The sequence below is a fragment of the Prochlorococcus sp. MIT 1307 genome (genome assembly GCF_034092395.1).
Lineage (GTDB): Bacteria > Cyanobacteriota > Cyanobacteriia > PCC-6307 > Cyanobiaceae > AG-363-K07.
In genome coordinates this window covers 1,979,382-1,993,380 of record NZ_CP139301.1, presented here as the reverse complement: position 1 = coordinate 1,993,380, position 13,999 = coordinate 1,979,382, and the positions used below count along the sequence as shown (strand labels likewise).

The following is a 13,999-nucleotide window of genomic DNA, read 5'->3' as shown; positions in this document are numbered from 1 at the left end:
CTTTAAAGAAATTGAGGTTAAACCTTACAAACATAAAGATAGCTAAAATATAGAGTGGAATGGAACTCAATACTGAGCTTGCAAGAATTAACCATGACCTTGCGTCCAAAGGTATCAAGCTGAGAATTGAACGAAGGGAAACACTCCTAAATATAAGAGGTCCATTGCCATGCAATACATCAAAAGAATTAGTAAAAAACCAAAGAATAAGTCTGCATCTAAATGCTGACGAGGATGGACTAATAGAAGCCCAAAAAATGCTACAAATGGTTCTTTTTCAATTAAAGCACCAACAATTTAAATGGGAGCATTGGTCAAAAAAACGGTTAGCAAAAAAACCAACTGCATTAAAAAATGCTGCAACAGAAGCAGTCAAAAGCTTCAAATCAGCCTTTTTTTCAGAACCAAGCCGTAAAAATTCACATGCAGGCTCACTTACTACTTGGTCCTCCTCTTATTTGCCATATCTAAGGCGATTAGTAAATATTGAGCGGAAAACCAATTGTAATTTAAATATAGAGCTGCTCAACCAAACAATTGAAACATATTCAGAAAATAGCCGCAGTAGACAACAATGTGCAACAGCATTAGCAGCCTTAGCTAATCACTTAGATCTGGATCTACCAGAAGACTGGAGAGCGAAAGGGAATGGGTATGGACTACACAAAGCACATTTTCGTGCACTACCCAGCGATAATTCAATAAAAGCAGCATGGTTGCAAATTCCCAACCCAAAATGGCGCTTGGTTTTTGGATTAATGGCCACTTACGGACTTAGGAATCACGAAGTTTTCTTTAGCGATCTAACAGGGTTATCAAAAGATGGAGATAAAGTCCTAAGAGTTTTGCCTAACACAAAAACTGGGGAACACCAAGTTTGGCCCTTTCATCCCTCTTGGTGTAACGAGTTTGGATTAGAACAACTAGTCAATGATCCAAATAGCTTGCCTGCAATAAATACAGATCTAACTGCAACGACTCTGCAAAAAGTAGGTAGACGTGTTAGCGAACAATTTCGTCGCTACAACTTACCTCTCACTCCATACGATTTAAGACATGCTTGGGCTGTAAGAACTATTCACATAGGACTTCCAGATACAGTTGCAGCCAAAATGATGGGACATTCAGTGACTATTCACAACCGCACCTATCATCACTGGATAACTCGAAGAGATCAACAACAAGCTGTTGACAATGCATTAGCGAGAATCAATGCTTAAAGTTTCCTAGCTGAACTTTTCAAGAATAAGTAAAAAGTTTTTTGATGCTTCAGTCAATTAGTAGCAGCCTCCTAACAGATCTTATAAACAAGATATTATATTTAATCATTAAGGCCAAACTAGCTTCAAGTCCTGCCTCAGATTTTTCTCACAACATCATTAAAAAAAGACATAACAAATGAAAGACCTTGATCAACATGCAATCGAAATTGGGATGGGTGGTCATTTAGGAGAACAAATTAACGAAGACGGCTATCGAAAAAAAATGAAGAGGCGGAAGGAAGTGCAACGAAAAAGATTGGAAAAGAGGCAAGAAGAAAAAGGTTTAACCATAATCTTCTCTGGAAATGGCAAAGGGAAAACCACAGCTGCTCTCGGCATGGCGCTAAGAACTCTCGGTCACGGCAAGCGGGCCGCAATAATCCAATTCATCAAAGGAGGTTGGCAACCTGGTGAAGCCATGGCTCTAAAAATTTTCGGGGAGAGTATTAGCTGGCATGCTCTTGGAGAAGGCTTTACTTGGGAAACTCAAGATAGAGAGCGTGACAAAAAACTTGTATCAAAAGCATGGGAAATGTCTTTGCATTACTTGCAAGATGAAATACACAGCTTAGTAATTCTTGATGAAATAAATATCGCAATAAAGCTTGGTTACCTTTCACTAGAAGATGTCCTGCAAGGCCTAAATAACAAGCCACCTATGAAACACGTTGTACTAACAGGCAGAGGTGCCAAACAAGAACTAATTGATCATGCTGATCTTGTTACAGAAATGAAATTAGTTCGCCATCCTTTTAAAGAAAAAGGAATCAAAGCTCAAGCAGGAGTAGAATTCTAAAGATTTGTTTGATGTACCTTTTAATCTGCATTTAATAGTTCAGTTGCAGCAGTTAAAACCGATAATCCACTACATAGCGAAGCTCTATGGACAAATTGTTAATTCGAGCAAGAAGTGCTTTTACAGACTTTTTCTAAGGCCATAATGGTCAAAAAAGACATCAACCAGCTTTGGCTAGCGATCTGTTCTCCCATACCTTTCTGGAATGGGTGGTTAAAAAAAATTTGTAGACAATTACCAGAGAAACAAAACCTATTTATATATGTCAGAAGAAGACTTGCTACTGTCAAAAAGATATCGATAATAAATGCCCTACGCGAGAGTCCTACTTAAACTCAGCGGCGAAGCGCTGATGGGGAAAAAGCCTTACGGCATAGATCCAGCAATTGTTCAATCTATTGCCGCCGATGTTTCGAAAGTGGTGTCCAATGGCACACAATTAGCAATTGTCGTTGGAGGAGGAAACATATTTCGAGGCCTAAAGGGGTCAGCCGCTGGAATGGATAGAGCTACCGCAGATTATGTGGGCATGTTGGCCACAATAATGAATGCGATCACACTTCAAGATGGTTTAGAGCGCGCGGGAATAGCCACACGAGTACAAACAGCAATAGAGATGAAGGAAGTTGCAGAACCATATATCCGTAGGAGAGCAATTCGACACCTTGAAAAAAAAAGGGTGGTTGTCTTTGGAGGTGGTTGTGGTACTCCTTTCTTTACAACTGACACAACTGCAGCTCTAAGAGCCGCTGAAATCAATGCAGATGTAGTTTTCAAAGCCACAAAAGTGGATGGTGTTTACGACAAAGATCCTGAACGTTTCTCAGATGCAGTGCGCTACGAGAATCTCACTTATCAAGAAGTACTTCGCAGGGAAATAGCTGTTATGGACAGTACAGCTATTGCTCTCTGTAAAGATAACAATATTCCAATAGTAGTCTTTAACTTATTTGAACCCGGCAACATCAGCAAAGCTGTAGCTGGAGAATCTGTCGGGTCCCGTATTGGTAATTCCAGCTAAACAAAATATTTAGCTGGAATTAATTCTCCTAGTCTTTGCCTTTTCTCTAGCTCATGTCGAATCAAGAAGTCGAATCAAATATGCGCAAGTCTGTAGATGCAGCCCAGCGCAACTTCAATACCATCCGAACTGGTAGAGCTAATCCATCTCTATTAGACCGGATAAATGTTGAGTATTACGGTGCAGATACACCTCTAAAATCTCTAGCAACAATATCTACACCTGATTCTCAAACTATTGCGATACAGCCCTTTGATTTAGGGTCCCTAACTCTTATAGAAAAAAGTATTGCAACAAGTGATCTAGGTTTCACACCAAATAACGATGGGAAAATTATTCGAATAAATGTACCGCCTTTGACAGAAGAGAGAAGAAAAGAATTTTGCAAAATTGCTTCGAAGTATGCAGAAGAAGGCAAAGTATCACTACGAAATATTAGGCGCGAGGCAATTGAAAAAATAAAAAAACTAGAAAAAGCCGCTGAAATTTCTGAAGATCAAAGTCGAGATGAGCAGGACAAAGTACAAAAACTCACTGACAGATTTATTGCCGAAGTAGAAAAGCATCTGATTGAAAAAGAAGCTGATATTCTCAAAGTGTGAGAACTAAAGACGTTCTAATTATTGGGGCTGGGGCCGCTGGCTCTACCGCGGCCTTTCATCTGGCGAAAGCAGGTAATAATGTGACCCTGCTTGAACAGCACTCAAAGGAAAATTTAAAGCCATGTGGTGGTGGGATGGCGGCTGCAGTACAAGAGTGGTTTCCCTTTGATCTAATGCCAGTAGTTGACGAGGTAATCAATCGAGTTGACTTCACTTGGTGCCTCTCCGATCTGGTCATCGCTCCATTGCCTGGTTCCTCCCCTTTTTGGATCGTGCAAAGAGAAAAGCTTGATTCCTTTATTACTGAACAAGCAATTAATGCGGGCGCTGAACTTTTAAGGCCTTTTAAGGTAACAAATCTGCAAAAGCATGGAAACTATTGGCAAGTAACTAGCAAAGATGGCCAGCAACTAGAGGCAAAAGCTGTTGTCATAGCAGATGGCTCAAGATCTCCATGGCCAGAAATGTTTGGTCTAGGACCAAAGAAGCAACATTATGCTTTCACTACATCAGTACGGCTAGAAGGTAGAGGAAATATAGAAAAAGGTACTACCAAATTTGAATTTGGATTGGTTCATCATGGTTTCGCATGGGCCTTTCCTCTAGCAAAAGGCGTAAATGTAGGGATAGGTAGTTTCATCGGTCAACAGGCACTTAATAGTGATGCTGTGCTTGACAAGCTCCTACCAAGTCTTGGCTTTGATGCAAAGGAAGGGAACCGAAAAGATTCACTATTAAGAGTTTGGAATGGGCACAGCCCACTGAATGGAGATGGAATAGTTGTAGTAGGAGATGCCGGCTCATTATGCGACCCATTCCTTGCAGAGGGCTTAAGGCCTGCCCTCATGAGTGGGTATGAAGCAGCAAACAGCCTCAACTACTGGCTAAAAGGAGACAACAAGAACTTAAATGACTACACAAATAAAATTCAAAGAGAATGGGGTGACTCAATGGCATGGGGCAGAAGAATTTCTCAAGTCTTCTACCGATTCCCTAAGGTTGGATATCAACTCGGAATCAAAAGGCCAACTGCTCCACAGAGAATTGCAGAGATTCTTTCAGGGAAGCTGGGCTATGGCGATATCGCCACGCGGGTTATTAGAAGACTTCTCTTCAAGCGCACCTAATATCCAAAGCAACCTAATCATTTATTAGAATAAACAAATCATGGAAAAGAAAAAAGCCTGGGTTTGGTTTAAAGGAGGCTTGAACGGAGGATCATGGGTATCGGGCTTTATAGCTAGCAATGATGATCTCCAACCAGGAGTATTAATAGAAAAGGCAGATTTTGTAAGCTGCAGAGTCCCAGAATGGAGAGTCAGTTTTGATCAACCAGAACATAAAAAGAAAAGTCCTGAGATACCTAACAACCCAACATGGAAATATATTTAGAAAGTATAAAGAACTTTACGTTATCTAATCTCACTTATATTTTTCTAATTAGAAAAGCAACTGTATTAACAACACATTCCAATAAACAGAACAAGATAGATAAAATAGCTATAAAAACTAAATCATAAAAGTATTCACTTCAAGGCCAATTTCTTTCGTTATATCTTTCCTAAAGCCAAAGCAGCCCCAAGACCTGAGAATAAATCATTCTGAAGCAATCGACCATCGTGATCATTATCAAGAGCGTCAAAAACAGCATCGCTGCCTAGCCATTCTTCCCTAGTAATGCACCCATCTCCATCAAGATCATTGAGCATGAAGATCTCATGAACCACATGAGTAAAGGCAGATCCCCCTTCAAGAACAGCAAGGCGGTGAGCAAGTTGTGCTTCTAAAGTCTCAATCGCTTTACTAAAACCACGAATACCTTCATCCAACTTTTCTTTTGCCATGAGATCTTCTGCCATCAGAGAAGCAAAGCTTGTTTTATCTAAATGAACCTTATCTTCCTTAACAGATGGGTTTGCTGAATTTAGTTTTTGCTTCAAAGGCAATTCTGTTGTCTTAAGTTGGTCTAGAAGTTTTGGCGAAATTGTCAACAAGTCACACCCTGCTAATTCAATAATTTCTTCTATATTACGAAAACTAGCTCCCATTACTTCTGTCCTATATCCATGAGACTTAAAATAATTAAAAATTTTAGTAACGGAAATTACGCCAGGATCTTCATGTCCTAAATACGATTCTTTGCCTTTATTTGCTTTATACCAATCAAGTATTCTTCCCACAAATGGAGAAATAAGAGTTACCCCTGCTTCTGCACATGCCACTGCCTGAGCGAATCCAAATAACAAAGTAAGATTGCAGTGGATACCTTCTCTTTCGAGAACTTCTGCAGCTTTTATTCCTTCCCAAGTAGAAGCTATCTTAATAAGAACACGATCGTTATTAATCCCCGCTTCGTTATATAGGCCTATGATCTTTCTAGCTTTTGCAAGTGTTCCGTCTATGTCATAACTCAAGCGAGCATCTACTTCAGTTGAAACACGACCTGGAATTAGCTTCAGAATTTCTTTTCCAAAATCTACACAAATTTCATCTAGCGCCTCCTCTACCACCTCCTCTACTGCTGCAGAAGTGCCAATTCTTTTCCTGGAGGACTTAAGTGCCTCATCAATCAAATGCTGATAAGCAGGAATTTGAGCTGCTGCCAAAATCAAAGAAGGGTTGGTCGTTGCATCTCTGGGTTTAAACCTGCGAATAGCGTCAAGCTCTCCAGTATCAGCAACAACCACTGTCATAGAAGAAAGCTGTTCAAGAAGGGTGGCCATTAAAGGAATCTCTGCCATTCGCTAGTAAGTTAGCCACCTTTTGAAGGATTACACCCCTTTCTAGGAACTCAAAATGTGAGTTTTTCTAGATCTTGGCTTTTTTTTAAGTAAAAGTTTGATTTCTAGTTGCTTGGTGGAATTTTTTCCAATACCAGTAATCCTTCAATAATTTTCTTCGCAACAGGTGCCGCCACTGTGGAGCCAAAAGCATCACCTCCTTTAGGTTCATCGACAACAACTAATACGACATAACGAGGGTTGTCAGCTGGTAAATTGGCGACAAAACTACAAACCTTTAGACCACCTCCAAATTGACCGTTAACCAGCTTGTCGGCTGTACCAGTCTTGCCGCCTATTCGGTAGCCATTGATTTTTTTAAAGCCAACTACTGAGCCCGTATCTACAACAGACTCCATCCATCCACGTACAATCCTGGTCACCTCAGGTCGTAACAATGGAGCACTCTTATCAGCAGCGGTAGCTAAAGGTAAATCACCGCCTTTTAGTCCTCTTGTTATATGTGGACTCACTAAGTAACCGCCATTAGCAATAAGAGCGTGTAATTGCGCCAATTTCAAAGGGGTCAAGGAAAAACCATGGCCATAAGAAGCAACGGCAGGCTCAATTTCTTTATTCACAAACTCTTTCTTTGGCTTTAAATAACCTGCCACTGCTCCAGGCAAATCTGTCTGAGGTTTCGAATTCAAGCCCAGTCGATGTAACAACTCCCAGTAACGAGATGGATCTAAGTTTTGCATGGCCTTAACCATTCCAATGTTGCTGGAAGCTTGAAGGACTTCAGCAAAGTTCATCACACCATTAGATCCAAAATCGTAATTTCGCAAAGACCACCCACCAACATTTATTATTCCTGTGTCATTGACAGTGCCATCAGGTTGAATGACTCCTTCCTGAAGAGCCAAAGCAAGGTTAATAGGCTTAAAGGTCGACCCAGGCTCGTAAAGGTCTTGAACAGACCACTCCTTATAAAGGGCTGGAGAATATTTCCAAAAGCGATTTGGGTTATAGGAAGGAGTCGAAGCTAATGTCAAAAGCTCTCCATTCATGACATTCATTACAATTGCCACTCCCCTCGTCGCATTCCACTTGCTGATTGCATCTGTTAGAGCTTTCGCCGACAGTTCTTGAAGACGTGAATCAAGTGTCAACTGCAATTGCGCGTCATCTCTATAAAACACTCCAGGTGCCAAGTCATCTGGAAGAGGTGTGCCATCCATTGCAAGCCTCAACCTTCGAACTGGCTCTTTTCCTCTAGAAAGGGTCTTATCTAAACTTTGTTCTAAACCCGCTTGAGGAATCCGATCATCATTCAGAAACCCAACTACATTTGCGAAGAGGTCATCTTGAGGGTAAACACGTTGCAAATAGGACTCAAGTTCTAATCCACTAATACCGAGTTTCTGTATTTCAGAAGCCACTTCAGGCTCGAGTCCCTCAGCGAGTCTGATACCCGAGACTCTATTTCCTATAAGCTCAACTAATTCATTTTTCGATTTTGAGATTAAAGCAGACAACTTGTGAGCAACATCATCGGGCTTGCGAAGCAAAGAAGAGGCATCTCCAGGAAAGCGAAAATTATTAGGGTGTGCCCATAACCTAAACCGCTGAACATCAAGTGCCACCAATCGACCAGTTCGATCAACGATAGAACGTCTCGCACCAAGTGGCTGGATTCTTTGAATCTGAAAAGCTCTTGCTTTAGCTTGAAGTTCAGAAGTGCGAAATACCTGTAACCAAGCCATCCTAGACATAAGGCCTAATAGGCCTACCGCAAGAATAGCAAAAACAAACCTCAACCTAGAAGCTGAGACTAACTGAACGTCAACTGACCCTAAACGGTCACGTCTAGGTTTACGAGGCGGGCGATTCTTTGATAGCGGCATTAGTAGCCGTAATTTACAGGGTAAGAGGCAAACCTTTTTAAAAGGCTATTTCTAACTGAGTCAGACCTCTTAATCCCAGTAATTATATCTGGATTGTCTAAATAATATAATTTTGCTGCATTAGTTCTCACCATTGACAAAGGTAGTTTTGAGCGCTTCAAAAGATGCTGCTCAATCATCGCAGTAGAGGATTTTAATTTGTGCGTCAATTCTCGAGTTGTCTCGAGTTGTGTATATGCAACAGTCCACAAATGCCTCCAGTGCAATGAGAGTGCAGACATCATTAACACTGCTACAAGCACTCCCCATAGAGCTCCATCTGTAGCCCTATGAAACCCTGCAAGGACAGGATATTGCCGGGCAACCTTCTTTGGAGAGAAAGAGCCATGAATCAAACGAAGCGTGCTGGATGAACGGGCTATGGGCACAGCAAATTAAAAAGTGCATGGCGTTGTTTTACAACAACGCCAACAAAACAAGCTACTTAATTAATTAGTCAAACACCCTAAACATTTCATTGCAAGGTTTTAGTACATACATAATTTAAAAAAGATAAATTTATCCAAGAAGAAGAAGATTTATGAACGTAACTCCATTCCACAAAGAATGCATCAGCACACAAGGGAAAAGACGACCAGAGCTAAGCCTTAGCAACGCCAATCCAAGCCCTAAAACCACTAAAGGAGGAAACTCACCGACACTCAAATGAGCCAAAGCAAAAACCAAGGCACTCACAATCACTCCTCCACTACGGCCAAGTGTTTGAGCTAAAACAGGAAGAAGAGTTCCACGAAAAATCAATTCTTCAAATAGAGGTGCAAAAACAACAGTTGTCAAAAGCAGAAGAGCCAATGACAAAGGTTCTTGACTCTTTAAAACCAGCTCAAGTAATGGATTGCTGCCCCCCTGGTCCCCAACAAGAGAGTTCATTAGCCAGCTAGTAAGCAATACAAGCGGCATCACCATTAACCAACCATGTGAAGCCTGAACTAATCCATTACCAAAAGGCTTTAGCCGCCACTGCAACCAACCATTTTTCGGCAGGTCAAGGCCCTTAAGAGAGCCAAGTTGCTGACGAAGAATAAGTAAAGGAGGTATTGTCATGGCTATATAACCAAGAAATACCCTCAAAGACTCCTTAAGAGGACTGCCAATGTCCTTAGTTAAAGTTTCAGTTATTGGAGCAACTAGAGCTGGGAATAGAACCTCTCCTAATACAACAAACCCACCTGCAACAAGCAACACCATGTCAATCGGAAAAAGAGGTAGTGCAACAAGTCCTGGCCATGAAGCATTTACCCTCCTCAGCAAAAGCCACAGTTGACGTATCAAGAAGCCACTACCCAAAAGAACCGCTATTACCGGGACTCCTTGGCTAAACATCAACCTCAGGAACATTGATTTTGATATAAGGCCATCAACACAAGTCTTTTCATTCCCACCCAATGCAAAGCAAGTTAGTTGATAAAGCAATGGGTCATTCTTTATTTTTGCTAAGTCATTCAAAATGAATTGTGTATTCTTCTTGTCAGTAGAACTTTCTAATAATCTTTTTTGAATAGAGGATAAAGACTCATTTTCTGCAGTTTTCTGCAAAGTCGAACGTCTCACATCTTGCGATGGTTCAAGTAAAGCAAGAATCAATCTTTCGCGATCTTCCAGTTGATCTAAAGGAAGATCGCGTAGAATCTTTCTAAGATTACTTTTAGGTTTCTCTCCAATTAATAAAGGCTTTAGAGAATTAGGGACTGCAGGAGCTGCCAACAAAGAGATTTCTTGCTGGCGCATAGAAAGCTTTGGGACAACAGAAGGACGACTAAAGCTTTCTTGAAGCCCTTTCCCCCAAATCAATGTGGCCAACAAGAGTGAGAGAACAGCCAGCGCAACTTTTCCTGCCGAGGTGCCTTGTCTCATAAGATGTCCCACCCAATAAAAAGGCCTAGAAGAAGCAAATTCTCCTAATCAAAGAAAGCCTAGATCGACTGATTGCCAAATACGATGATTAATACCAAAACTCTTTTCCAGTGACTTTGCGCCTTTTACTCGTTCGTCATGGTTTGAGCAGCTTCAACCTCGAACGCCGCATTCAAGGTCGCAACGATCTTTCAACTCTTACTCCTGAAGGAAAAGAACAAGCGATCAAAACTGGGAAAGTTTTATCCAATACACCCATAAATGCTGTATATAGCTCACCTCTACAAAGAGCAGCCGACACTACAAGAAATTTACTTCAAGAATTCAAAAGCAAGCCAAAGCCAAATTTTGACCAAGGTCTACTTGAAATAGAACTTGGAACATGGAGTGGAATGACCTCAGACGAAGTAAAAGAAAATTTTCCTGAGATCTACGATACATGGCAAACTAATCCTGAAGAGCTAGTTCTAAAAACGAGTAATGGCAAGGAGTTTCAACCAATTAAAGAACTAAAAAGCCAAGCTGCAGACTTCATAAGAAGACTAATCAAAGAGCATCCACTAGAAAGCAATGATACAATTTTAATTGTTGCACATAATGCGATTTTGCGATGTATTATTCTTCAGTTATTAGGCCAGCCAAAGCAGGGATTTAGAAGACTTAAATTAGACAATGCATCCATATCTGTTTTTAATTTAAGCCCAAGCTTATTTAAGCCCTATCAAGCACAACTTGAATGCTTAAATAATACCGTTCATTTAAACTCGACTCTACATAAAAACAGTAATTATGCGCGAGTTATTCTTGTTCGTCACGGAGAAACAAATTGGAATCTTGAAGGTCGATTCCAAGGTCAAATAGACATTCCTCTTAATGACAATGGCAAAGCACAAGCAGCAGCAGCAGGTTTATTTCTGAGCATGGTGCGCTTAGAGAAAGCCTTTAGTAGTTCAATGTCTAGGCCTCAGCAAACAGCACAAGCAATCCTTAAGCATCATCCTGGTATAGAAATCGAGCTTCAAGAAGGTCTCATCGAAATAGGTCATGGACTCTGGGAAGGGAAACTCGAATCAGAAATCAGAATGAAATGGCCGGAACTTCTTGAAACCTGGAAAACTCATCCTGAAAAGGTCCAGATGCCAGAAGGAGAAACTATCCAAGACGTTTGGGCTCGAGCAGAAAATTCCTGGGAAAAGATCTGTTCAAGCCTTACCTCCGCGCAAACGGCCCTAGTAGTCGCCCATGATGCAGTCAACAAAACTATTCTTTGTAAATTGCTAGGACTCAGCCCAGCAGATATTTGGATGATCAAGCAAGGCAATGGTGCCATCACCGTAGTCGACATCCCAACCGAACCAACTCAACCTAATGTCGTTACTTGTCTCAATCTGACATCTCATCTAGGCGGGGTATTTGACTGCACAACATCAGGAGCACTTTAAAGTCATGCCTGAATCACATCTATTGGATCCAGTTCAAGTCCTTTACGGATCTCATAAAAAATCAACTAAAGACGCAGTTTTAATTAGTAATGGTCTAATAAAAGCTTTCGGAGAAAAAGCACGAGAACAAGGCAATCAAGATGGTGCTATAGCAAAATCTTTACCTAACCAATTACTTGCACCTTGTCTGGTTGATCCACATTCCATTCTAGAAGAACCTTTTAATAGTCGTAGTGAGACACTGACAACTCTTCGGCATAAAGCAGCCAATGCTGGATATGGGCATTTAGCTCTCCTGCCTCGTAGTCCATCATGGAGGGATCGAGCCAATCAACTTCAAGGGTTCGACAACCCTAATAGTGACGTAATCATTCACCTCTGGGGCAGCTTCAGTAAAAGTGGTGAAGGCTCAGAGCTCGCTCCACATGCTGAATTACTAAAGAATGGTGCTATTGGTATAGCAGAAGACGACAAGATGCTTCCCGTTGGACTTCTAAAGCGAGGCCTATCACTAGGAGAAATGCGCGAATATCCGGTTCTGCTAGCCCCGAGAGATATTGAACTACAAGACAATGGTTTGGTTAGAGAAGGAGTGGAAGCATTAAGAGCAGGATGGCTACCTGATCCCTTGGCGAGCGAAACAATTCCTCTTGGTCAATTGCTTGCACTACATAAACAATATCCAAAAATCTCAATGCGACTAATGAACATATCAACTTCAGAAGGGGTATCAATAATTGCCGACAGTAAATCTAAGATTATGTCTAGTGTGTGCTGGTGGCACTTAATAAAAGATATTAGTTCGCTTTCGCACAACGAGCTTGAATGGAGAGTTGTCCCTTCACTTGGTAGACCAGAGGATCGAAAAGCTCTAATAAAGGGATTACTTGAGAGAACAATTACAGCAGTAGCCGTTAACGGAGTTCCCCTCAATGAAGAAGAGACCAAACTCCCCTCAGATAAAAGGGCACCAGGACTAAGCGGATTTCAACTGGTTCTACCTTCATTATGGCAAGAACTAGTTGTAAAATCAGGATGGGAAATAGAGCAACTATGGGAAGCTCTAAGTTTCGGTCCCTCACGAATGCTCAATCTAGATGAAGAGCAGCTTCAGGTGAATAGTCGGCGCTGGTTATTATTTGACCCAAATAAAAAATGGATAAATAAATTAGATCACCAGAAAACACCATTTTGTGCGAATGAGCCATTTCAAGGGGAAGAGATTCTCGGAAAAGTAGTGGAATGTGGTCTCAGAGGCTAAGAGAATCAAAACGGTTAAGAGGCCAGAATCTCCATATTGCCCTTCCTAAGATTTCCCTCTCCGGCAAGAAAGGTCCTCCAGGCCAATAGCGGCCATCCCAACTATTACCCCGATTATCTCCCAAAACCAAAACATGTCCCATTGGAACCCTTGCCTTTAGGGTTTTGCAATTAGGAAAGGCTTTGGTTAATTGATCACAAAAATTTGTGACATATGGCTCTACAGTCTTTCGACCATTAAGAAAAACCTCTCCTTTCAAATTAATTAAAACTTGATCACCTCCTATAGCAACAACTCTCTTGATATAAGCATCACAAGCAGGATCTCCAATCCCTGTAAGCAATGCAAATAATGGGAACGTAACTAAAGCACATTTAAAAGTTGAAGGACCTTTCCTGCTGCGCAAATGTGGATCAAAAGAGTATGGCGAGTTAAATACAACTATTTCACCTCTTCTAGGTGCGCGCCTGAAAAAAGTAAGCTTTTCAATCAATAGTCGATCATTAATTTCTAATTCTGGAAGCATTGAGCCAGAAGGTATATATCTAGCCTCTGCGATATAATTTCGGATCCCTGTGTATAAAAACACTGTAAGAAAAATTGGGCCCCAAAAGTCCCAAAAAGGATGTGATTTAGAGTCAGAAGACTTCATTACCAAAAATACTTTTTTTAAGTGGTCTGTAATTCATACGAGTAAAGCTTCCGCCCAAATTTCAGGTTTAAATCCTATCAAAATTTTATCTTCTTGAGTAATTAGAAAAGGTCTTTTAATTAACTTCCCATCTGAAAGAAGTGCTTTAATAGCTTCAGAATCACTCATAGATTGAACCACCTTTGCACCCAATGCCCGATAACTAAGGCCACTTGTATTAAAAAGACTTTTACGGCTGCCTAAATCTTTCATTGCCTTAATAAGCATCTCTTTTTCAGGTGGATTTTGAGTAATGTCTATCAAAGTATAGTTAAGGTTATTTTCTTGAAGCCATTTCAGGGCTTTCTTGCATGTTGAACAAGAAGAATAACTATAGATCTGTAATTTAGATGTCATAAGAGTTTCTCAGCAGGTTTTCAATT

General features: G+C 40.9%; 14 protein-coding genes. 8 read left to right on the top strand and 6 right to left on the bottom strand.

Annotated features, from left to right (window positions below):
* Window positions 1-59: 59 nt before the first annotated feature.
* The 6 genes from SOI82_RS10300 to SOI82_RS10275 all read left to right on the top strand — a co-directional run bounded on the left by SOI82_RS10300 (window position 60) and on the right by SOI82_RS10275 (window position 5,073).
* The gene (locus SOI82_RS10300) at window positions 60-1,220 is read left to right on the top strand and encodes a site-specific integrase (RefSeq protein WP_320667315.1); all 1,161 of its coding nucleotides are present in this window, start codon (window positions 60-62) and stop codon (window positions 1,218-1,220) included.
* Between the two features lie 178 nt (window positions 1,221-1,398).
* Window positions 1,399-2,058 carry a cob(I)yrinic acid a,c-diamide adenosyltransferase gene (gene cobO, locus SOI82_RS10295; RefSeq protein WP_320667314.1) on the top strand — a complete coding sequence of 220 codons (660 nt, stop codon included), beginning with the start codon at window positions 1,399-1,401 and terminating at the stop codon, window positions 2,056-2,058.
* Between the two features lie 307 nt (window positions 2,059-2,365).
* Window positions 2,366-3,079, top strand: a complete 714-nt coding sequence (gene pyrH, locus SOI82_RS10290) for a UMP kinase (RefSeq protein WP_320667313.1) — start codon at window positions 2,366-2,368, stop codon at window positions 3,077-3,079.
* A gap of 53 nt (window positions 3,080-3,132) precedes the next feature.
* Complete coding sequence (gene frr, locus SOI82_RS10285; protein WP_320667312.1) at window positions 3,133-3,681, top strand: ribosome recycling factor; 549 nt, start codon at window positions 3,133-3,135, stop codon at window positions 3,679-3,681.
* Window positions 3,678-4,808 carry a geranylgeranyl reductase family protein gene (locus tag SOI82_RS10280; protein WP_320667311.1) on the top strand — a complete coding sequence of 377 codons (1,131 nt, stop codon included), beginning with the start codon at window positions 3,678-3,680 and terminating at the stop codon, window positions 4,806-4,808. Before frr ends, SOI82_RS10280 begins: the two co-directional genes overlap by 4 nt.
* A gap of 40 nt (window positions 4,809-4,848) precedes the next feature.
* Complete coding sequence (locus SOI82_RS10275) at window positions 4,849-5,073, top strand: hypothetical protein (RefSeq protein WP_320667310.1); 225 nt, start codon at window positions 4,849-4,851, stop codon at window positions 5,071-5,073.
* Between the two features lie 158 nt (window positions 5,074-5,231).
* Here the strand turns inward: SOI82_RS10275 and SOI82_RS10270 are convergent, their stop codons facing one another.
* From SOI82_RS10270 to SOI82_RS10255, 4 genes are all read right to left on the bottom strand, one after another.
* Complete coding sequence (locus tag SOI82_RS10270; protein WP_320668424.1) at window positions 5,232-6,404, bottom strand: transaldolase; 1,173 nt, start codon at window positions 6,402-6,404, stop codon at window positions 5,232-5,234.
* Between the two features lie 122 nt (window positions 6,405-6,526).
* Complete coding sequence (locus tag SOI82_RS10265; protein WP_320667309.1) at window positions 6,527-8,308, bottom strand: penicillin-binding protein 2; 1,782 nt, start codon at window positions 8,306-8,308, stop codon at window positions 6,527-6,529.
* The gene (locus SOI82_RS10260) at window positions 8,308-8,736 is read right to left on the bottom strand and encodes a hypothetical protein (RefSeq protein WP_320667308.1); all 429 of its coding nucleotides are present in this window, start codon (window positions 8,734-8,736) and stop codon (window positions 8,308-8,310) included. The genes SOI82_RS10265 and SOI82_RS10260 overlap by 1 nt, the downstream gene beginning before the upstream one ends.
* Before the next feature lie 130 nt (window positions 8,737-8,866).
* On the bottom strand, window positions 8,867-10,234 hold the full coding sequence (locus SOI82_RS10255) for a type II CAAX endopeptidase family protein (protein WP_320667307.1): 1,368 nt from the start codon (window positions 10,232-10,234) through the stop codon (window positions 8,867-8,869).
* Between the two features lie 98 nt (window positions 10,235-10,332).
* On the opposite strand from SOI82_RS10255, the gene SOI82_RS10250 reads away from it, so the two are divergent.
* Together SOI82_RS10250 and SOI82_RS10245 are read left to right on the top strand one after the other, a co-directional pair.
* Window positions 10,333-11,664: a histidine phosphatase family protein gene (locus SOI82_RS10250; RefSeq protein ID WP_320667306.1), complete on the top strand. Its 1,332-nt coding sequence runs from the start codon at window positions 10,333-10,335 to the stop codon at window positions 11,662-11,664.
* 4 nt (window positions 11,665-11,668) lie between these two features.
* Window positions 11,669-12,925 carry a dihydroorotase gene (locus tag SOI82_RS10245; RefSeq protein WP_320667305.1) on the top strand — a complete coding sequence of 419 codons (1,257 nt, stop codon included), beginning with the start codon at window positions 11,669-11,671 and terminating at the stop codon, window positions 12,923-12,925.
* Here SOI82_RS10245 and lepB read toward each other — a convergent pair.
* Together lepB and SOI82_RS10235 are read right to left on the bottom strand one after the other, a co-directional pair.
* The gene (gene lepB / locus SOI82_RS10240; RefSeq protein WP_320667304.1) at window positions 12,915-13,577 is read right to left on the bottom strand and encodes a signal peptidase I; all 663 of its coding nucleotides are present in this window, start codon (window positions 13,575-13,577) and stop codon (window positions 12,915-12,917) included. The genes SOI82_RS10245 and lepB overlap by 11 nt on opposite strands.
* A gap of 33 nt (window positions 13,578-13,610) precedes the next feature.
* Window positions 13,611-13,973, bottom strand: coding sequence for an arsenate reductase family protein (locus tag SOI82_RS10235; RefSeq protein WP_320667303.1), 363 nt, complete (start codon window positions 13,971-13,973; stop codon window positions 13,611-13,613).
* Between the last annotated feature and the right edge of the window lie 26 nt (window positions 13,974-13,999).